An 18,621-nucleotide genomic window follows, 5' to 3' on the forward strand; every position below is an offset into this window, starting at 1 on the left:
CCGGTTTACAGCTGGGCGAAGCTGGTGATCCGCCGGTGGTTGCCGGTGTCCGGGGAGCCGTCCTCGGGACGACTCACGCCGATCGTCTGCCAGCCGGCCTCGGCGGCCGCGTCGAGCTCGGCGGCGACGTCGGACAGGAACGTCAGCTCCGACGGCTCGGCCCCGATCGACTTCGCGATCGCCTGGTACGAGCCGACGTCACGCTTCGGCCCGGCCGACACGGTGTCGAAGTGCCCGGCAAAATGGTGCAACAGGTCGCCGTGCTGGGTGTGCTTGAACCACAACCGTTGCGCCAGTTCGGATCCCGACGAGTAGACGTACACCGGCACACCGTCGGCCGACCACCGCCGGAGCACCGGTGGCACGTCGTCGTAGACGTGCGCGGTGAGCTCGCCGGAGGCGTAGCCCTCGGCCCAGATCAAGCCCTGCAACGTCTTCAGCGGCGTGGCCTTGACGTCGGCGTCGATCCAGCCGACCAGGATCGACGCCGCCTCATCGGGATCGTCGGCCACCTCGCGCACCACGGAGGCCGCCTCGGGCCGGCGCACCCAGTCACCGATGCGCGCCCGCGAGTACGGGAAGAGCACCTGGTGCACATGGGAAATCGCGCTGGTGGTGCCCTCGATATCGGTGACGATCACACCAGTTCGTCCAGCGTCGGCATCCGGGACGAGATGCCGTCACCGGTGAAGCCGGCAACCCAGCCGTCCTCCTCCTGGAAGAACCGGATCGCGCAGAACTCCGGCTCCGAGCCCATGTCGAACCAGTGCGTGGTGCCGGCCGGCACCGACATCAGGTCGCCGCGCTCGCACACGACGGCGTACACCTTGCCGTCAAGGTGCAGGTAGAAGCAGCCCTTGCCCTCGACGAAGAAGCGGACCTCGTCCTCGTCGTGGGTGTGCTCGTTGAGGAACCTCTCCCGGGCCCCCTTGGCCAGGGCCGGCCACTCGGGGTCGTCGGACGGCTTCATCCGCACCACGTCGACCAGCCGGAAGTCGCCCTCCTTGGACACCTTCTCGACGTCGGCCCGGTACGCCTCGAGGATCTCCTCCTGCCCGGCGGTGTCGGACAGCTCGACGGTGTCCCACTGCTCGAGGGTGATGTTGAACGGCGCCAGCTCGGCGGCGATCGTCGCGAGGTCGGTGGTGCGCAGCAACACCTCGTCACGGTCGCCGTCGGCCATGACCTGCAACAGCGTCATCGGTGGTCTCCTAATTCGTGAGCAGATGCAGCCGGCAGAGGGCCTCGATGCACTCCACCCGGTTGCGAGCGATCTCCAGGGTAGGTCCCCACGCCGTCACGCCGTGGTGGCCGATCAGCAGCACGGGCACTGAGCCGTCGACGCGTTCGCCCACCTCGGCGGCGATACGCGGCACGTCCGACCAGTTGGTGAACACCAGCACGTCCACCGCGTGCGGGTCGGCGACGCCGAGCCCCTTGATGATTTCGAAGTCGGTGAAGCGCACGGACTCCTGGCCGGCGGCCATGGCCCGCGCCGCGACGGCGGTCGCGTAGGGCGGATGGGCGTGCACGACTGCGCCGCAGTCCGGGAACGCCTTGTAGATGGCGGCGTGGATGCACGTCTCGGCCGACGGCTTGGGCCCCGAGATGTGGGCCCCGGTCTCGGCCTCGACCAGCACCACGTCGGCGTCGGTCAGCTCGCCCTTGCTACGTCCACTGGCGGTGATCAGGGCCTGGTCGCCGATCCGCACGGACAGGTTGCCGGCGGTGCCGTCCAGCCAGCCGCGCTGGTAGAGGCCGCGCGCGACCTCGGCCAGCTGCCCGGCCGGCCGCTGCGGCCAGACCCGCTCCTCGGTCACGATCGCCGTCACGAGGTCGTTCGGCGTGACGTCGAAGGCCGGGTTGAACACCGGCGTCTCCGGCAGCGCGACACGATGCCCATGGAAGGCGATGACTTCGTCGGCGTGCCGCTGCTCGATGACGATCTGCGAGCCGTCCGCGATGGACTCGTCGACGGTCGACTCGGGGGCGACGACCACGAACGGAATCCCGCTGCGCTTGGCCGCGACGGCCAGCGAGTAGGTGCCGACCTTGTTGGCGACGTCGCCGTTCGCGGTGATGCGGTCGGCACCAACCATGACCACGTCGACAAGCCCAGCCGCGATGGCTGCCGGGCCGGCGGAGTCGACGCACAACCGGAACGGAATCCCGGCCTGCGTCAGCTCCCATGCCGTCAGACGCGCGCCCTGGAGCAGCGGCCGAGTCTCGCCGGCCAACACCTCTTCGACCAGGCCCCGCTCGGCCAGCTCCTTGATGCCGCCCAGCGCCGTGCCCACAGCAACGGTGGCCAGCGCACCGGTGTTGCAGTGGGTCAGGATCCGCAGCGGACGGCGGCTGGTCAGTCCGAGCACCGCGTCGGCGGCGCGAGCCGCCATGGCGCGATTGGTCCGCTCGTCCTCTTCCAGCATGGCCAGCGCCTCGTCCAGCACTGCCCGCGCGCCGCCCGGCAGTTTCGTCAGGACCCGGCGCACCGCCCAGCTGAGGTTGACCGCGGTCGGCCTCGCGTTGGCGATGCGTTCGGCGTCCTCACGCACCGCCTGGTCGTCGCCGTCACTGAGCTGCGCCGACAACGCCACCCCCAGCGCACCCGCCACCCCGATCGCCGGCGCGCCCCGGATGGCCAGCCGCTTGATCGCGTCGATGACCTCATCCGGTGTCGTCAGGCGCAGCACGGTCCGCTCGTGCGGCAGCGCGCACTGGTCGACAGCCACGACGGCGGCCCCGTCCCAGGCCAGTGTCCGCTCCAATGGTCCTCCAGCCGACGGTGTGCAAACGCCCCTCAGTGTGCACGTTTGCAGTTACGCGCGTTAGCCGTCTTCCAGTGGACGAGAACACTTGACTGTGACATGGCGCCGCCTCCGGCGTCGCGGCTCGGCCCCTCGTGACCCCTGCCTCGCCCTTGCCAGATTTTTCGAGGCCCGCATCGGGCCAGGTGGGGGCGCGTCGGGTGGCGGACCTCGAAAAATCCGGCAACCGGACGAAGCAGGGGCGGGGCCTCGCGCACTCGGAGTGCAGGTCAACCGCGTGCAGCGCATCCCCAAACCGGGTTCGGAAGGCGTCCCGGTGACCGGCCTACCGGCCGCTGACGGGGGTCGGTACCGGGTCAGGAACGGTGCTGGGTCAACCCGGACAGGGCACGCCACTGGTCCCGCGGGAGCGGACTGTTGAGGACCTGGATGGCGACGTGGTCAGCGCCGGCGTCGAGGTGGCGCTGCACCCACTCGTCGACGACGGACTCGTCGCCGACGGCGACGGTGCCGGTCACGAGCTTGTCGCTGCCGCCGTCGGCGAAGTCGGCGTCGTCGAAGCCGAGGGTGCGGAGGCTGTTCAGGTAGTTCGGCAGGGTGAGGTAGATCTGAAGGTGCTCGCGGCCGATGTCGAGGCCCTCGGCGCGGTCGTTGGTCAGGACGACCTTCAACTCCGGCACGAGCAGCCGGTCGGGCCCGAGGATGTCGCGAGCGCGGGCGGTGTGCTCGGCAGTGGTGAGGTACGGGACCGCGCCGCCGGCCTCGCGCGCGGACAGCTCCAGCATCTTGGGCCCGAGGGCGGCCAGCAGGCGCTGCTCCCGAGGGTGGCCGGCGGCGTCGAGGCCGGCCAGGAACGCCTTCATGGTGGCCAGCGGCTTCGAATAGTTGGCCACCATCGGCCCATGGCTGGCGCCGAGACCCAGTACGAAGCGGTTGTCGAACTTCGCGTTGGCCGCGGCGGCCTGCGTGGCGACGTCAGCCGGCTCGTGCTGCCAGATGTTGAGGATGGAGGTGGCGACGATGATGCGGGAGGTCGCCGCGAGCACGTTCTCGGCCATCGACACCGGCGGGCTGCCGCCGATCCACACCGCCCCGAAGCCGAGCTCCTCCAGCTCGGCGGCGGCCTCAGCGGACTCCGGCCGCCCCTCGGCGACCGTCCGGTTCCAGATCCCTACCCGCCCCAACGCCACGACGTGCCCCTCCCGATCGGTTTGTACGACCAGAATCGTACAACCGTCGGCCGGCGTCCGCCACCAGCACGGCCAGGGCCACCCAGACCAGGCCGAAGCCGAGCCAGCGGGTGGCGTTCATCTGCTCGTGGTCGATCAGGATGCCGACCAGGAACTGGAACACCGGCGCCAGGTACTGCACCAGCCCCAGCGTCGACAGCGGCAGCCGGATCGCCGACGCGCCGAAGCACACCAGCGGCACCACGGTGATCAGACCGGCGCCGACCAGCATCAACGGATGCCCGACGCCATGACCGAGAAACGTGCCGAACCCGACGACCTCGGCCACGACCAGGAACACCACGGCCGGCACGAACAGCACCGCGGTCTCGGCCGACAGGGCCTCGACGGCCGGCAGGTTGACCCGCTTCTTGATGAAGCCGTAGACCGCGAAGGCGACGGCCAGGATCAGGGCGATCCACGGTGGCCGGCCGTAGCCGACGGTGAGCACCACGACGGCCAGCACGCCGATGCCGACCGCGACCCACTGCGCCGCACCGAGCCGCTCCCGCAGCACGACCACGCCCAACGCGATCGTCAGCAGCGGGTTGATGAAGTAGCCGAGTGAGGTCTCCACCACGTCGCCGGCGTTCACGCCGTAGATGTACGTGCCCCAGTTGATCCCGATCATCACCGCGGCCAGCGCCAGCAGGCCCAGCCGCTTGGGCTGGCGTAACAGCTGGCCGACCCAGGCCCAGCGGCGACGGATCAGCAGCACCGCGCCCAGCACGACCAGTGACCAGACGATGCGATGGGCCAGGATCTCCACCGCGCCGGCCGGTTCGAGCAGCGGGAAGTACAGCGGGAACAAGCCCCACATGCCGTACGCGGCGATCGCGAGCCACAGGCCCTCGCGGGCTCGACCCGATGGGGCAGGGATTTCGGTCAGGGTTGACGGGGAGGCGACCACCGACTCAGCTAACCTCGGTCGACACCGAACTTCTATTAATAATTTCTGCATGGGTCGTGAAGTTCTTCTTCACGGTCTCACGCCGCGTGACCGGCGTGCTCACTCCGACGGGCTAGTGACGATGCCGGCCCGCCGCCAGGATCCTGAGGCGATGGCCGACACCATTGAGCTTTCCGCCGAGTTCACCGACCGGCTCGGTCCGACCGAGTCGGTGCGTGCCGTGCTGTCCGGCCCCGGCATCACGCTGGTGGCCACCGAGTTCCGGGTGCTGACCGAGGACTCGCACATCCCGCTGAACGAGGTCGTGTCGGTCGCCACCGCCGGCAACTCGCTGTCCGGCGGCGCGCTGTCCATCCGCGCCGAGCACCTGGAGCTGCGCTGCACCGGCGTGCCGTTCGAGCAGGCCCAGCGCTTCGCCGCCGCCGTGCGCAGCGGACTGGCCCGGGTGCAGGCCGCCGCCTGGATGCCGATTCAGCGCAGCAACTGACGCCGGTAGCCCACCGGAGACGTGCCGTAGGCCGCGCGGAACAGCCGGCTGACGTGCGTCGGGTCCAACACGCCCCAGCGGGCCGCGATGACCGCCACCGGTACCGTGGCCTGGCCGGGATCGGCCAGGTCGTCGCGGATCCGTTGCAGACGGCGGGTTCTGATCAGGGCGGCAATGGTCGTACCGGTGCCGGCGAACACCTTGTGCAGGTACCGCACGGAAATCCCGTGCGCCTGGGCGAGCGACTCCACGGACAGGTCGGGGTCGCGCAGATTGGCCTCGCAGTAGGCCAGGATCCGTTCCCGCATCGACGTTCGCGGGTCGGTCAGCGCGGTGTCGCCGGTGAAAACCTTTCCCAGCAGCGCAAGCAGGGCGTCGGCCAGCTGGGTGCCGCCCTCGGTGACCGTGCCGTCCAGGTCCTCGGCCAGGCCGTTCAGCATGCCGGCGACCACCCGGCGCAGACCGCCGTCGGTACGGGTCGGCTTGGCGATCGCCTGCTGTAGCGCCGATGCCTGGCCGGCCAGGCGTTCCTCGGCACGCCGACCACCACCGTGCGGTAGGTCGTGCCGTACACCAGGCCGTACGGGCGGGTGGTGTCGTAGACGACAAGGTCGCCCGGACGCACGGTGGCGTGCCGGCCGTCCTGGCCCAGCGCGCAGGTTCCGCTCAGGTGCAGGGAAAACTTGTACAGCTCGTTGTCCGTCGAGGTGATCAGCCGCTGCGGCCGCCACACGCCGCCCGGGTTGCCGGTGATGTCGGCCACCAGCAAGCCGCCCGCGTTGGCGTACCGGATGCCGCCGTCGAAGTCATAGTCCTCTGTGGTCAGTCGCAGGGGTGCGAAGGCCGCCGATGCGGCTTCCTGCATGGCTTCGAGGCGCTCGTTGCGCTCCACCTCGGTGACGCTAGCGACCCGTGCGTGCGATGGCGAGGTGACGTGCGCCCGATGGCGAACCCGGTCCGCGGCGTGCTTCTAGCGTTTCCGCCATGACCGGCCCGTTCATCTGGTGGCACAGCCAGTACGACGACCAGGTGCATGCCTTTCCCCTGGCACAGATCACCCAGGTCGGACGGGGCATGCTGGCCGCCCGCTGCACCCACTCCGCCCACCGCGACCTGATCGTCGACACCGCCGACGGCATGCGCTGTTTCCGCTGCGTGCTGCTGGTCAACTGCCCCGAATCCCCCGCGCGGGCTACCCCCATCTGGTGAACCCGGCTTTCTTCACATGCGCTTCCCATGTGGCGCTGAGTGCCACATAGGAAGCGCATGTGACAAAAGAGGCGGAAGGGCGGCTACGGGTGGGGTAGCGTCCGTGACGCGGGCGCGGCGGTGGGATCGGGCAGCGGATGGGCGGCGCAGTTGACGTCGGCCGGCGGCACCGCCCCGGTCAGCAGGTACGCCGTCGCACGGTCGTCGATGCACTTGTTGCCCACCCACGGCGAGTTGTACAGCCCGTGCGACCCGCCGCCCTGCTCGATGATCATCCGCGAGCTGGGCAGCAACTGGTGGGTGCGCAGCGCGCCTTCGTACGGAGTGGCGGCGTCGTTGGTGCCCTGGAGCATCAGGATCGGCGGCAGGCCGGCCCCGGTGATACGCAGCGGCTCCGCCTGGGGCACTCGCCAGAAGGCGCACGGGAGGTTCAGCCAGGCGTTGGACCATGTCAGCAATGGAGCCTTGCGCGCAACGGCGGTGTTGTCGTTGTTCCACACCGTCCAGCTCCGCGGCCACCGGGCGTCGTTGCACTCGACGGCGTTGTACACCGCCTGGCTGTTCTCGGCATCCGCGGTGGCCGGGTTGTTCTGCTGCATGTACTTCGTCAGCCCGGTGGCGTCGCCCTTGACCACGTAGTCGCTGATGGCCTTGGCGTTGCTGACCCAGTTGATGTCGTAGTACGCCGAGTTGACGACGATCGTGTCCAGCTCGGCCGGGCCGACCATCGGGGCCGGCTTGGCCGCGAGTTGGGACCGGGCCTTGAAGTAGCTGTTGTACACGGCTTCCGTGCCGCTGCCGAGATGGAAGACGTTGTCGTAGCGGCCGATCCAGTCGAACCAGATGTCGGCACGCTTCTGGAAGGCCACGTCCTGGTCCAGGTTGGCCTGGTACCACACGGCCGAGGTGTCGGCGTTGATGTTGCTGTCCAACAGCATCCGCCGCACCTTGTCCGGGAACAGCTGCCCGTACACCGGGCCGAGGTAGGTGCCGTAGGAGACGCCGTAGTACGAGATCTGGGGCTCACCGAGGGCCTTGCGGATCTCGTCCATGTCCCGGGCGGTGTTGACCGAGTTGATGTACGGCAGTTCCGCGCCGGATTTGGCCGCGCAACCGTCCGCAATGGACCGTGCCCGCTTCACGAACGGCACCTTGGCCGCGTCGTCGGCCGGGTTGGGGTCGGCCGCCGGCGTCGCGTAGAAGGACGGGTCGACGCAGCTGATGGGGCTGCTGCGGCCGACGCCGCGCGGATCGAAGCCGATGAAGTCGTACGCGGCGCGCACGCTCTTGGGCACCGCGCCGGCGGCGAACAGGCCGCTGCCGCCGGGACCACCGGGGTTGAACAGGATCACGCCCTGGCGCGCACTGCCAGTGGCCTTGTACCTGGACACCGCGATGGTCAGCTTGGGGCCGTCGGGCCGCGCGTAGTCCAGCGGCACCGAGACGGTGCCGCACTCGTAGAACGTGTAGGGCTGGCAGGGCTGCGTGAACACCTTGTCCGCGACCGGCGGCCGCGGCTCGGTCGTCGGTGTGCCGGCCGATGCCGGCGCCGCGCCGACCGTCGAGGCCAGCAGAACGGCGGCCAGTGCCAAGGTCCATTTCACGGTGAGGTCCCCTCGCTTTCCCGCAGACCGACGCCGCAGTTGACCGCGAACCCGGTCCGCCGTCCCAGCGCGACGGGCCGCGCGTTATGAAAGCGTTATCCCCGATCGGGTCGTTTTCGTGCTGGGGTGCAGTCATGCCCGATCCGCTGGTGATCCACTGCTCGCCGACCAATCCGCGTGTGCTGTCCGTGATCGTCCTGATGGGACTGTTGTCCCTGACGACCCTGATCGCCGGTTTCACCACGATCGGCACGCTCGGGCCGTTGCAGATCGTGCTCTGGCTGCTGATCGTCGCGGTGTTCGCGCTGATCCCGGTGGCCTACCTGCGGCGGACCCGGCTGGTGCTGGACGACCGGCAGTTGCGGGTGCACGTGCTGATCGGGCCGGCCAGCAAGGTCGACCGGGAGCGGATCGGCGCGATCACCATGGCCCGCCGCGGCACGCACTTCGTGCTCGACACCGACGGCCGCCGCATCACGGCGTTTCGCGACCTGTGGTCGTACCGGCAGCTCGAGGCGCTACGCGAGGAACTTCGCGCCGACCTGATCGAATAACGGGGATAATCGACGGTGTGACCGACGACGGGCTCTGCTGGTACGGGGTGCGGTGCGTGTTCCGCTGGAGCTGGACCGACCGCGGCAGCCGGCCGTACGAGGAGCGGATCACCTTGTGGCGCGCGGCTTCCCCGCGCAGGCGATCGAGCTCGCCAGCCGCGAGGCCCGTGACTACGCCCGTGACAACCGCTTCGAGCACCTCGATTTCGCCCAGGCGTTCGCACTGGCCGAGGACCGGATCACCCAGGGCACCGAGGTCTTCTCGCTGTTACGGGACAGCGAGCTCAAACCGGAGGCCTACCTCGACGCCTTCTTCGACACAGGTGGGGAACACCAGAGCTAGTTGACGCAGGTCACGCCGTCAGCGGTGATCGTGTCGGTGGAGCTCGGCGTCGCGGCGGAGGTCGTCGGGGCCAACGCGTAGGCCCGAGTGCCGGCGAAGCCCTGGGTGGCGCCGGGGCCGTCGTACTGCGTGGACACGAACAGCCGAACGTGGCCGGCCGGGATGCCGTCGGCGTCGTCCTGCTCGGTGTCGTAGCCGCCGCCCAAGGCCTCGGAGACCTTCTCGGCGGCGGCGGCGCCACCGGCCGGGTAGCGGATGACCGACTTGGACCGCTTGGTCGAGTTGCCGGTGCCGCCGTCGGCGAAACCCTTGGCCACCAGGGCGGACATCACGGCGTCGGCCAGGCCGGGGGTGCCGTTGGCGTTGCGCACCTCGACGGTGATGCTGTTGCCGGTGGACGAAGAGCCGCTGGTCGGGGCGCTGGAGCCGGTGGGCTTGGTGCCGGTCAGCTGCTGCACGAACGACTTGACCTGGTCCGGATCCACCTCGACGGCCTGGCCGTCGTTGGGCGTCGGCAGGTCGGGACGGCCGGTCGGAATGGTCTGGAAGTGCAGCCCGCCGCCGGTCATGCCCTTGAGCTGGGTGGCGAAGCTGAGCAGGTCCCAGCCCTGGTCGAGCACGACGGCGTTCTTGATGGCATCGATCAGTCCGGCCAGCTTGCCGGGGTTGGTCAGCGTGCCGCCGGACAGCACGGTGCTGGCCAGGCCGGCCATGAACACCTGCTGGCGCTTGATCCGGTCCAGGTCGCCGTTGGGCAGCTCGTGCCGCTGCCGCACGAACTTGAGCGCGTTCACCCCGGAGATGGTCTGCACGCCGGCCGGGAAGTCGGCGCCGGAGAAGCTGTCCTTGGTCGCCGCCTTGAGGCACACCTTGACGCCGCCGATGGCCTGGGTGATCTCGCTGAAGCCGAACAGGTTGATCTCGGCGTAGTGGTCGATGCTGGCCCCGGTGAGCTGCTCGATGGTGGCGATCAGCTCCTTGCGCCCGGCCGACTGGGACTGCTGGGCGATCTGCTTGTTGTCGGTCACGCCCTTGTTGCGCAGGTCGGAGGCCTCGTCGTTCATGGCCCGGGCGTAAGCCGAGTTGATCTTGTGGGTGCCGTAGCCGCCGGGGATGTCGACGTAGGAGTCGCGCGGGATGGACAGCAGCGCGGCCGGCTTGCTGGTGTCGTTGGGGATGTGCACCAGGATCAGCGTGTCGGTGTTCAGCTCTCCGTCGTCGCCACCGGCGTTGAGCTGGGCCAACAGCTTCGGGTCGAGCGGGTTGCCGTGCGCGTCGGTCCGGCTGTCCAGGCCGACCAGCAGCACGTCGATCGCGCCGTCGGCCGGCTTCTCGGCCTTGATCACGTTGTCGGTGGCCAGGCCGGAGGTGAGGCTGTCCAGGGTCGCGTAGCCGTAGCCGGTGACGACTAACACCACGGTCGACACCACGGCCAGCGCGACGAGGCCGGCTCGCTTGGCCACGGTGGCGCCGCCGAGCGCCGGCCGCGCCGGGGCCGGCTTGCGGGCCGGCGGCTCCGACTTCGACGCGGACGTCTTGGCCTGCGGCTTCGGCTTGACCGACGCCTGAGGCGCGGCGGGTTTGGCGGCGCCCGGCGTGGCCGAGGGCTGGGCGGCATTCGGTGGCTTGGACGCGGCCGGCTTCGCCGCGGGCTGAGCGGCACTCGGCTGCGCGGGCTTGGGCGCGGCCGGCTTGGCCGGGGGCTGAGCGCCATTGCCCGGCGCAGGGTTGCGCGGCGGGGGCTGCTGGCCGGCGGGACGCGGCCCGTTCGGCGGCACGGCGCCGCGCTGCGGCGGTTGCGGCCGACCGGGTCCGGGCTGGCGCGGCGGCTGTGCCGCTGATGGGGCCGATGACTGGCCCGGTGACGGGGGCCGTCCACCGCCCGCCGGGGGTCCGGGGCGTCGGGGCGGCTGATTGCCGAAGTTGCTGTCCACAGGCGTCCACCTCCCGGCGATCGTCAGTGCCTGACCACGTGCCCCCGGCAACTCGTTGCCGAGGATGTGTCGGTGCCGGAACTCCCCCACCCAGCGATGTCCGGGCCGTACGGTAGCCGAGTTCGCCGCACCGGCCGGACACCAGGGGGCACGAACGGCGGTTGATGACCTAGCGTATCGGTCCTAGCATCCTGCGTGACGACGGCTGGTCCCGCCAGGGAACGCGCACCCAGCACCCGCGTCTAAGGAGTGCCGATGCGCAGATTCGCAAGTGTGTTCGTCGTCGGGCTGGCCGCTTTGTCGGTCTTCGCCCAGCCAGCGGCCGCCGCGCCGGACAGCGGCTGGCACCGCCAGCAACCGCCGCTGTCGACACCGTGGACCGACCAGGTCGGTCCGGACAACGCGCTGCCGGAGTACCCGCGGCCGCAGCTCGTGCGCCAGGACTGGCGCAGCCTCAACGGGGTCTGGCAGTTCGGCACCACACCGCCGGCCGGACATTCCCTGCCGGAACGGATTCTGGTGCCCTACCCGGTGGAATCCGCCCTGTCCGGGATCATGCGGCACGAAAGCACCATGTGGTACCGCCGCACCTTCACCGTGCCGGAGTCCTGGCACGGACAGCGTGTGGTGCTCAACTTCGGCGCCGTCGACTACCAGGCCACGGTGTCGGTCAACGGACATGAGCTGGCCACGCACAAGGGCGGCTACGACGCGTTCAGCGTTGACGTGACCGACGCCCTGACCCGGCACGGCGACCAGGAGCTGGTGGTCGGCGTGGTCGACCCGACCGAGGACGGCGGCCAGCCGATCGGCAAGCAGCGCGCGCACCCGGTCAACAGCATCCTGTACACGCCGAGCTCGGGCATCTGGCAGTCGGTGTGGCTGGAACCCGTGCCGAAAACGCACGTCACGGCCCTGGATGCGGTGCCGGACCTGGCCACCAACTCGCTCCAGCTGACCGTGCACACCGCCGGCATGATGGGTTCACGGGTCGAGGTGACCGCCGGTGATCACGGCCGTGTCGTGGCCCGCACCACCGGCCGGGCCGACACGCAGCTCAGCATCCCGATCAAGCAGCCGCACCTGTGGAGCCCGGACGACCCGTTCCTCTACGACCTGACGGTCCGGGTCGGCGACGACCGCGTGACCAGCTACTTCGGCATGCGGTCCATCTCGATCGGCAAGGGCGCGGACGGCAAGCTGCGCACGCTGCTCAACGGCCGGTTCGTGTTCAGCCTGGGCACCCTGGACCAGGGCTTCTGGCCGGACGGGATCTACACCGCGCCAACGGATTCGGCGCTGCGCTTCGACCTGGCCGAGCAGAAGTCGTTGGGCTTCAACACGGTCCGCAAGCACATCAAGGTGGAGCCGGACCGCTGGTACTACTGGGCCGACAAACTGGGCCTGATGGTGTGGCAGGACATGCCGGCGATGAACGTGGACTTCGGCCCGTCCGTGCCCAGCACGCCGCGGCCGACGCCGGCGGCCGAGCAGCAGTTCATGGTCGAGCTGCACAGCATGGTCGACCAGCACGTCAGCCACCCGTCGATCGTGGAGTGGGTGCCGTTCAACGAGGGCTGGGGCGAGTTCTCGCCGGCCGCGGTGACCGACCAGGTCAAGGCCTGGGACCCGAGCCGGCTCGTGAACAACAACAGCGGCCTGAACTGCTGTTACTCCTTCGACGGCGGCAACGGCGACGTCTACGACAACCACGCCTACGTCGGCCCCGGCAACCCGATCCCGAGCGACACGCGGGCCGCGGTCGACGGCGAGTTCGGCGGCCTCGGACTGATCGCGCCGGGCCACGAGTGGCAGCCCGGCCATGGCGGCAGCTACGAGATGGAGCCGGACAAGGCCACGCTGACCAGCCGATACGTCGAGCTGCTGAACAAGGTCAAGGACTGCGAGGTCAAGTGCGGGCTGTCGGCGGCCATCTACACCCAGGCCACCGACGTGGAGAACGAGGTCAACGGCCTGTTCACCTACGACCGCAAGGTGCTCAAGCCGGATCAGGCCCAGGTCCGGGCGGTGAACAAGGCGGTCATCGCCGCGTCCGGGCAGGCCACGCAGCCGACACCGCCGCCGCCTGGCACGCCCGGCCTGACCGGCGTCGGCTCCTGGCCGCTGGACGGTGTCGGCGACGACTCCTCGGGTCACGGCCACGCGCTGGCGTTGCAGAACGGTCCGGTGTGGACGGACGGCCACAGCGGGCAGGCGCTGGAACTCAACGGTGCCAACCAGTGGGCCGACACCAATTCGTCCATTCTGGACACGACGACCGACTATTCGGTGGCGGCCTGGGTGCGGCTGGACAAGACCGGGCGGTTCGCCACGGCGGTCAGCCAGGACCGCGGTGACGGCATCAGCGAGTTCTTCCTCCAGTACTCGGCCCAGGACAACCGGTTGGCCTTCAGCACGCCGACCATCCGGGCGCTGGGACCGACTCCGCAGGTCGGGGTCTGGTACCACCTGGTCGGTGAGTACGACTCGGTGCACTCGCAGCTCCGCCTGTACGTGAACGGCCAGCTCGCCGGCACCGCGCCGTACTGCCCGGGCGAGGCCGCCGTCGGCCACACGGTGCTCGGGCGGGCGCTCTACAACAAGGCCCAGGTCGACTTCTGGCCCGGCGCGCTGGACGGCGTGCACGTCTACGACCGGGCGCTGTCGGCGGCCGAGATCGATCAGCTGTACCGGTCGGACACCTGATCGGACAAACATTGCGTGACCGCTTGACAGCAAAACGCAGTTCTCCGTTAGTTTGATGCGAAGCGGGTAGAAGGGATGTTGACGATGAAGTCTTCCCTTGGGGCGGTAGCCGCGGTCGCCGCACTACTGGTGCTCTCCGGATGCGCCAACCCGGAGAACAACGGCGGCGGCGGCTCCGGCGCGACCGGCGGCGGGCAGCAGACCGCGTCCAACTCGTCCGGACCCACCTGCACGCTGGACGCCTACGGCGCCACGAAGGTGGACTTCAGCAAGGCCGTCATCGGCTTCTCGCAGTCCGAGGCCGAGGCCAACCCGTTCCGGATCACCGAGACCCAGTCGATCACCGACGAGGCCCAGAAGCAGGGCGTGCAGCTGCTCAAGCGCAACGCCAACTCCAACCTGAGCCAGCAGATCTCCGACATCCAGGGTCTGCTGGCCCAGGGCGCGAACCTGCTGGTGGTGGCCCCGCTGAACTCGGAGGGCCTCGAGCCGGCGCTGAAGGCGGCCCGGGACAAGAAGGTCCCGGTGGTCACCATCGACCGCAAGCTGTCCTCGGCCACCCCGTGCAAGGACTACCTCACGTTCATCGGCTCGGACTTCGTGGCCCAGGGCAAGCGGGCGGCGACCCAGCTGGTGAAGGCGACCAACGGCACGGCCAAGGTGGCGATCCTGCTCGGCGCCACCGGCAACAACGTGACCACCGACCGCACCAGCGGCTTCACCGACTACCTGAAGGCCAACGCCGCAGGCGTGCAGGTCGTCGCCCAGCAGACCGGCGACTTCACCCGGGAGAAGGGCCAGTCGGTGACCGAGCAGCTGCTCCAGGCCCACCCGGACATCACCGCGATCTACGCCGAGAACGACGAGATGGCGCTGGGCGCGGTGACCGCGATCAACGGCGCCGGCAAGAAACCCGGCACCGACATCAAGGTGTTCTCGGTGGACGGCACCCGCAACGTGGTGCAGGGCATCGTCAACGGGCAGATCAACGGGGACGTCGAGTCCAACCCCCGGTTCGGCCCACTGGCCCTGTCCACGCTGAAGGACTTCCTCGACGGCAAGGCGATCCCGCAGACGATCACCATCCAGGACAAGGAGTACGACAGCGCCAACGCCGCCGCCCAGGTAGGCAGCGCCTACTGAGCGGTCCCGACTGTCCGGCCGGCAGTGCGCGCCGGCCGGACAGTCGTATTTCTCGCACGAGGAGGCTCGATTGCTCAGAGCGGTCGGGGTGAGCAAGCACTTCGCCGGTGTGCAGGCGCTGCGGGAGGTGGATTTCGAGCTGCGCCCCGGCCAGGTGCACACCCTGGTCGGCGAGAACGGGGCCGGCAAGTCCACCCTGATCAAGGTGCTGACCGGCGTGTACCAACCGGATGCCGGACGGCTGGAGCTGGACGGCGAGCCGGTGTCGTTCTCGCGGCCGCTGGACGCGCAGGCCGCCGGGATCAGCACGGTGTACCAGGAGGTCAACCTGGTGCCGTCGATGTCGGTGGCGCAGAACCTGTTCCTGGGCCACGAGCCTCGCAATCGCTTGCGGCTCATCGACTTCCCGGGCATGCAGGCACAGGCCCGGGAGCTGTTGTCGGAGCTGGGCATCAGCGTGGATCCGCGGCGGCAGCTGCGCACTCTGGGGCTTGGCGTGCAGCAGATGATCGCGGTGGCGCGGGCGGTGCGGGCCCGGGCCAAAGTCGTGATCATGGACGAGCCGAGCTCGTCGCTGGAACCCCGTGAGGTGGAAACGCTGTTCGCGGTGATCCGGCGGCTGCACGAGCGGGACGTGGCCGTGCTCTACGTCAGCCATCGGCTCGAGGAGCTGTACCAGATCTGCGACACCGTCACGGTTCTGCGCGACGGCCGTGTCGTCCACAGTGGACCGCTGGCCGATATCGGGCGGCTGGAGCTGGTGGCGACCATGCTCGGCCGGGAGCTGTCCGGCGACCGTACGGTGTTCGCCGGCGAGCACCACAGCACCGACGCAACCGTGTTGCGCGGCAAGGGCTTGCGCCGCCGGACCGTGCTCGACGGGGTGGACCTGACCGTGCATCCCGGCGAGATCGTCGGGCTCGGTGGGCTGCTGGGCTCCGGCCGTACCGAGACGATGAAGGCCCTGGTCGGCTTGCAGCCCTTGGACTCCGGCGAGATCGAGGTCGCCGGCCAGCGCGTCCGCGCCGGCTCCACGCCCGCCGCCATCCGGGCCGGTCTCGTGCTCGTGCCGGAGGACCGCAAGGCCGAGGGCATCATCCCCAATCTCTCCGTACGGGAGAACATCGTGCTGGCCGCGCTGCCCCGATTGTCGGTCGCCGGCATTGTCTCCAAACGGAAACAGCGCGAGATCGTGGACACCTTCATGCGCCGCCTGCGCATCAAGGCGGCCAGCCCGGAGCAGAAGGTCGGCGAGCTGTCCGGCGGCAACCAGCAGAAGGTGATGCTGGCCCGGTGGTTGGCCATGAGCCCCAAGGTGCTGCTGCTCGACGAGCCAACCCGCGGCATCGACGTCGGGGCCAAGGCCGAGGTGCAGGCCCTGGTCGACGAGCTCGCCGGGCAGGGCCTCGGCATCGTGCTGGTGTCCAGCGACCTGGAGGAGTTGGTGGAGGGCGCGGACCGGGTGGTCGTGTTGCGGGAAGGGGCGTCGGTGGCCGAGCTGACCGGCGACCAGGTCACGGTCGACGGCGTGATGGCGGTGATCGCCGATGACCATTAGTCCGTTGCTGAAACGCACGGCCATTCGGGACTACGGCGTCTATCTGGCGCTGGTGGTGCTGGTCGTCATCAACGTGGTCATCACGCCGAGCTTCCTGACCGGCGACAACCTCCGCACGCAGCTGGTGCAGGTGGTGCCGGTGCTCGTGGTGGCGCTGGGCATGGCGCTGGTGATCGGCACCGAGGGCATCGATCTCTCGGTGGGCTCGGTGATGGCCATCGCGGCGGCGTTGTTGCCGCTCTACCTCGGTTATGGCGTGGTGGCGTCGATCCTGGTCTGCCTCATCGCCGGTGCGGCAGCCGGGTTGTTGAACGGCTCCCTGGTGACCTTCGCCGGCGTGCAACCCATCGTGGCGACGTTGGCGTTGCTGGTGGGCGGGCGAGGGCTGGCGCTGGTGATCGCCAACGGCCAGCTCAAGCAGCTGTACAACCCGGACCTGTTGGCCTTGGGCACGTCCTCGGTCATCGGCATCCCGTTGACGGTGTTGGTCGCGCTGGTGCTGGTGATCATCGTGGCGCTGCTGGTGGAGCGCACGACGTTCGGCCGGCAGTTGGTGGCCGTCGGCGGCAACCGCCGGGCGGCGGAGTTCGCCGGCCTGCCGGTGAAAAGGACGCTGCTCACGGTCTACATGCTGTCCGGCGTGTTCGCGGCGATCGCCGGCGTGCTGGCCAGCGCCCGACTGACCGCCAGCGACCCGTCCAGCCTCGGCCTGCTGATCGAGCTGTCGGCGATCACCGCGGTCGTGGTCGGCGGCACACCGCTGACCGGCGGCCGGGTCCGGGTGATCGGCACGGTGGCCGGCGCGCTGCTGATGCAGCTGATCTCGGCCACGTTGATCAAGCATGACGTGCCGGCCTCGGTCACGCAGATGCTGGAGGCGGCCCTGATCGCCGCAGCCGTGCTGGTGCAGCGGGAAAGGCGGAACGGTAAATGATCGTCCGTCTGCAACGCCAGGGCGCGCTGGTGGTGCTGGTCATCCTGCTCGCGCTGGGCGGACTGCTGTTCCGCACCTTCCTCACCACCTACACGCTGGGCAATCTGGCCGTGCAGGCCAGTTTCCTGGCGATGATCGCGCTGGGCATGACACTGGTGATCATCAGCGGTGGCATCGACCTGTCGGTCGGCTCGGTGTACGCACTGTCGGGCGTGCTCGCGGCGTACGGCTCGACGCGCTGGGGCCTTGCCGGCGCGCTGATCCTTCCGCTGCTGGTCAGCGGGGTGATCGGGCTGATCCAAGGCACGTTGATCGCGCGCCTGCGGATGGCGCCGTTCATCGTGACGCTGTGCGGGCTGCTGTTTGCCCGCGGCCTGCTCCAGCTGATCACCAGCGAGGGCTCGACCACCTACCTGGTGCCGCCCGGTTCCGCGTTCCGGTGGCTGGGTGACGGGACCGTGCTGGTGGTGATCGCGGTCATCGCCTATCTGGTCGGAGGCGTTGTGCTGCAACGCACACCGTTCGGCATGCGGCTGTTCGCGGTGGGCGGCAACGAGGACGCGGCCTCGCTGATGGGATTGCCGGTGGCCCGCACCAAGATCAGCGTGTACGTGGTCTCCGGGCTGCTGGCCGGCTGCGCCGGGGTGATGTCGGCCGCGCAGCTGGGTTCCGGCGTGACGGTGATCGGGGTGGGCCTCGAGCTGAACGCCATCGCCGCGGTGGTGATCGGCGGCACCATGCTCACCGGCGGCAGTGGCGCGGTCAGCGGCACGCTGGCCGGAGTGGCCCTGCTGTTCGTGATCCAGGAGCTGATCAACCAGCTCGGGCGGTTCAACTCGAACATGCAGAACGTGGTCAGCGGCGCGGTGCTGGTGGTGGTCGTGGTGCTGCAGACCCTGCTGTCGCGAGCCCGGCGGTAGGACTTGTTTCGACTTCGGCCGGAATCAGCCGCGCAGCAGCATCAGCTCGATCGGGTCGACCCGGTCGAAGTTGGCGCTGGCCGAGCGGCCGAGCTCGTCGGCCATGGCCTGGTCGCCACGGCCGGCCGCGCGCAGCGCCTCGGCCGCCAGGGCCAGGCCGTTCAGCAGCTCGATGCGGCTCTCCGCGGTGCCTTCGTCCTCCGGTACAACCGCGTTGAGCAGCACGTCGACCACGAGGTCGGCGGCATCGGCAGCCTCATGGAACGTGGTCGCCATCACAGGACTCCCTCAGAAATGACCGGAGCCCCGCACGGGGGTGAGC

19 protein-coding genes and 1 pseudogene are annotated in these 18,621 nt (G+C 69.4%); 9 read left to right on the plus strand and 11 right to left on the minus strand.

All coding sequences use genetic code 11. The features are described from left to right. Positions 1-5 precede the first annotated feature (5 nt). From mtnC to rarD, 6 genes and pseudogenes are all read right to left on the minus strand, one after another. Positions 6-641 carry an acireductone synthase gene (mtnC, locus tag M3Q35_RS28255; RefSeq protein ID WP_273935568.1) on the minus strand — a complete coding sequence of 212 codons (636 nt, stop codon included), beginning with the start codon at positions 639-641 and terminating at the stop codon, positions 6-8. Then, complete coding sequence (locus tag M3Q35_RS28260; protein WP_273935569.1) at positions 638-1,201, minus strand: 1,2-dihydroxy-3-keto-5-methylthiopentene dioxygenase; 564 nt, start codon at positions 1,199-1,201, stop codon at positions 638-640. Before M3Q35_RS28260 ends, mtnC begins: the two co-directional genes overlap by 4 nt. Positions 1,202-1,211: 10 nt before the next feature. Then, the gene (gene mtnB, locus M3Q35_RS28265; protein ID WP_273944497.1) at positions 1,212-1,778 is read right to left on the minus strand and encodes a methylthioribulose 1-phosphate dehydratase; all 567 of its coding nucleotides are present in this window, start codon (positions 1,776-1,778) and stop codon (positions 1,212-1,214) included. A gap of 3 nt (positions 1,779-1,781) precedes the next feature. Further along, positions 1,782-2,768, minus strand: a pseudogene (gene mtnA, locus M3Q35_RS28270) (S-methyl-5-thioribose-1-phosphate isomerase); the annotation flags it as partial. A 356-nt stretch (positions 2,769-3,124) separates the two neighbouring features. After that, positions 3,125-3,958, minus strand: coding sequence for a TIGR03620 family F420-dependent LLM class oxidoreductase (locus M3Q35_RS28275; protein ID WP_273935571.1), 834 nt, complete (start codon positions 3,956-3,958; stop codon positions 3,125-3,127). Then, a complete protein-coding gene (rarD, locus tag M3Q35_RS28280; protein ID WP_273935572.1) occupies positions 3,894-4,907 on the minus strand; it encodes an EamA family transporter RarD in 1,014 nt (337 codons plus the stop codon). Before rarD ends, M3Q35_RS28275 begins: the two co-directional genes overlap by 65 nt. A gap of 151 nt (positions 4,908-5,058) precedes the next feature. Here rarD and M3Q35_RS28285 point away from each other — a divergent pair, with 151 nt between their 5' ends. Next, positions 5,059-5,394 carry a hypothetical protein gene (locus M3Q35_RS28285; protein ID WP_273935573.1) on the plus strand — a complete coding sequence of 112 codons (336 nt, stop codon included), beginning with the start codon at positions 5,059-5,061 and terminating at the stop codon, positions 5,392-5,394. Here M3Q35_RS28285 and M3Q35_RS28290 read toward each other — a convergent pair. Both M3Q35_RS28290 and M3Q35_RS28295 read right to left on the minus strand, forming a co-directional pair. Then, positions 5,379-5,834, minus strand: a complete 456-nt coding sequence (locus tag M3Q35_RS28290; protein ID WP_273935574.1) for a helix-turn-helix transcriptional regulator — start codon at positions 5,832-5,834, stop codon at positions 5,379-5,381. The genes M3Q35_RS28285 and M3Q35_RS28290 overlap by 16 nt on opposite strands. Then, complete coding sequence (locus M3Q35_RS28295) at positions 5,828-6,286, minus strand: cupin domain-containing protein (RefSeq protein ID WP_273935575.1); 459 nt, start codon at positions 6,284-6,286, stop codon at positions 5,828-5,830. The genes M3Q35_RS28290 and M3Q35_RS28295 overlap by 7 nt, the downstream gene beginning before the upstream one ends. 92 nt (positions 6,287-6,378) lie before the next feature. Here M3Q35_RS28295 and M3Q35_RS28300 point away from each other — a divergent pair, with 92 nt between their 5' ends. Next, positions 6,379-6,603, plus strand: coding sequence for a hypothetical protein (locus M3Q35_RS28300; RefSeq protein WP_273935576.1), 225 nt, complete (start codon positions 6,379-6,381; stop codon positions 6,601-6,603). Positions 6,604-6,686: 83 nt separating this feature from the next. Here M3Q35_RS28300 and M3Q35_RS28305 read toward each other — a convergent pair whose 3' ends face one another. Further along, entirely contained in the window at positions 6,687-8,207 is a 1,521-nt protein-coding gene (locus tag M3Q35_RS28305; protein ID WP_273935577.1) for an alpha/beta hydrolase, read from the minus strand. A gap of 134 nt (positions 8,208-8,341) precedes the next feature. Between M3Q35_RS28305 and M3Q35_RS28310 the strand changes: the two genes are divergently transcribed. Both M3Q35_RS28310 and M3Q35_RS28315 read left to right on the plus strand, forming a co-directional pair. Next, a complete protein-coding gene (locus tag M3Q35_RS28310; protein WP_273935578.1) occupies positions 8,342-8,761 on the plus strand; it encodes a hypothetical protein in 420 nt (139 codons plus the stop codon). Between the two features lie 52 nt (positions 8,762-8,813). Then, entirely contained in the window at positions 8,814-9,104 is a 291-nt protein-coding gene (locus M3Q35_RS28315) for a hypothetical protein (protein ID WP_273935579.1), read from the plus strand. Here M3Q35_RS28315 and M3Q35_RS28320 read toward each other — a convergent pair. Then, positions 9,101-10,882 carry an LCP family protein gene (locus M3Q35_RS28320; protein ID WP_273935580.1) on the minus strand — a complete coding sequence of 594 codons (1,782 nt, stop codon included), beginning with the start codon at positions 10,880-10,882 and terminating at the stop codon, positions 9,101-9,103. The two genes, M3Q35_RS28315 and M3Q35_RS28320, sit on opposite strands and share 4 nt — an antisense overlap. Before the next feature lie 411 nt (positions 10,883-11,293). Here M3Q35_RS28320 and M3Q35_RS28325 point away from each other — a divergent pair, with 411 nt between their 5' ends. The 5 genes from M3Q35_RS28325 to M3Q35_RS28345 all read left to right on the plus strand — a co-directional run bounded on the left by M3Q35_RS28325 (position 11,294) and on the right by M3Q35_RS28345 (position 18,299). Beyond that, the gene (locus M3Q35_RS28325; RefSeq protein WP_273935581.1) at positions 11,294-13,744 is read left to right on the plus strand and encodes a LamG-like jellyroll fold domain-containing protein; all 2,451 of its coding nucleotides are present in this window, start codon (positions 11,294-11,296) and stop codon (positions 13,742-13,744) included. An 84-nt stretch (positions 13,745-13,828) separates the two neighbouring features. Next, entirely contained in the window at positions 13,829-14,887 is a 1,059-nt protein-coding gene (locus M3Q35_RS28330) for an ABC transporter substrate-binding protein (protein WP_273935582.1), read from the plus strand. A 70-nt stretch (positions 14,888-14,957) separates the two neighbouring features. Then, the gene (locus M3Q35_RS28335; RefSeq protein WP_273935583.1) at positions 14,958-16,445 is read left to right on the plus strand and encodes a sugar ABC transporter ATP-binding protein; all 1,488 of its coding nucleotides are present in this window, start codon (positions 14,958-14,960) and stop codon (positions 16,443-16,445) included. Between the two features lie 4 nt (positions 16,446-16,449). Beyond that, a complete protein-coding gene (locus M3Q35_RS28340) occupies positions 16,450-17,379 on the plus strand; it encodes an ABC transporter permease (protein ID WP_273935584.1) in 930 nt (309 codons plus the stop codon). Beyond that, positions 17,376-18,299: an ABC transporter permease gene (locus M3Q35_RS28345; RefSeq protein WP_273935585.1), complete on the plus strand. Its 924-nt coding sequence runs from the start codon at positions 17,376-17,378 to the stop codon at positions 18,297-18,299. The genes M3Q35_RS28340 and M3Q35_RS28345 overlap by 4 nt, the downstream gene beginning before the upstream one ends. Positions 18,300-18,323: 24 nt before the next feature. Here the strand turns inward: M3Q35_RS28345 and M3Q35_RS28350 are convergent, their stop codons facing one another. Further along, positions 18,324-18,575, minus strand: a complete 252-nt coding sequence (locus M3Q35_RS28350; RefSeq protein WP_273935586.1) for a hypothetical protein — start codon at positions 18,573-18,575, stop codon at positions 18,324-18,326. Positions 18,576-18,621 lie beyond the last annotated feature (46 nt).

Source organism: Kutzneria chonburiensis (genome assembly GCF_028622115.1).
GTDB lineage: Bacteria > Actinomycetota > Actinomycetes > Mycobacteriales > Pseudonocardiaceae > Kutzneria > Kutzneria chonburiensis.

What these genes read in the sequence shown, in the direction of transcription:
- M3Q35_RS28260 (WP_273935569.1), bottom strand. Translation starts at nt 1,201, where the DNA reads ATGACGCTGTTGCAGGTCATGGCCGACGGCGACCGTGACGAGGTGTTG.
- M3Q35_RS28350 (WP_273935586.1), bottom strand. Translation starts at nt 18,575, where the DNA reads ATGGCGACCACGTTCCATGAGGCTGCCGATGCCGCCGACCTCGTGGTC.
- M3Q35_RS28345 (WP_273935585.1), top strand. Translation starts at nt 17,376, where the DNA reads ATGATCGTCCGTCTGCAACGCCAGGGCGCGCTGGTGGTGCTGGTCATC.
- M3Q35_RS28310 (WP_273935578.1), top strand. Translation starts at nt 8,342, where the DNA reads ATGCCCGATCCGCTGGTGATCCACTGCTCGCCGACCAATCCGCGTGTG.
- M3Q35_RS28300 (WP_273935576.1), top strand. Translation starts at nt 6,379, where the DNA reads ATGACCGGCCCGTTCATCTGGTGGCACAGCCAGTACGACGACCAGGTG.
- M3Q35_RS28325 (WP_273935581.1), top strand. Translation starts at nt 11,294, where the DNA reads ATGCGCAGATTCGCAAGTGTGTTCGTCGTCGGGCTGGCCGCTTTGTCG.
- M3Q35_RS28290 (WP_273935574.1), bottom strand. Translation starts at nt 5,834, where the DNA reads ATGCTGAACGGCCTGGCCGAGGACCTGGACGGCACGGTCACCGAGGGC.
- M3Q35_RS28330 (WP_273935582.1), top strand. Translation starts at nt 13,829, where the DNA reads ATGAAGTCTTCCCTTGGGGCGGTAGCCGCGGTCGCCGCACTACTGGTG.
- M3Q35_RS28285 (WP_273935573.1), top strand. Translation starts at nt 5,059, where the DNA reads ATGGCCGACACCATTGAGCTTTCCGCCGAGTTCACCGACCGGCTCGGT.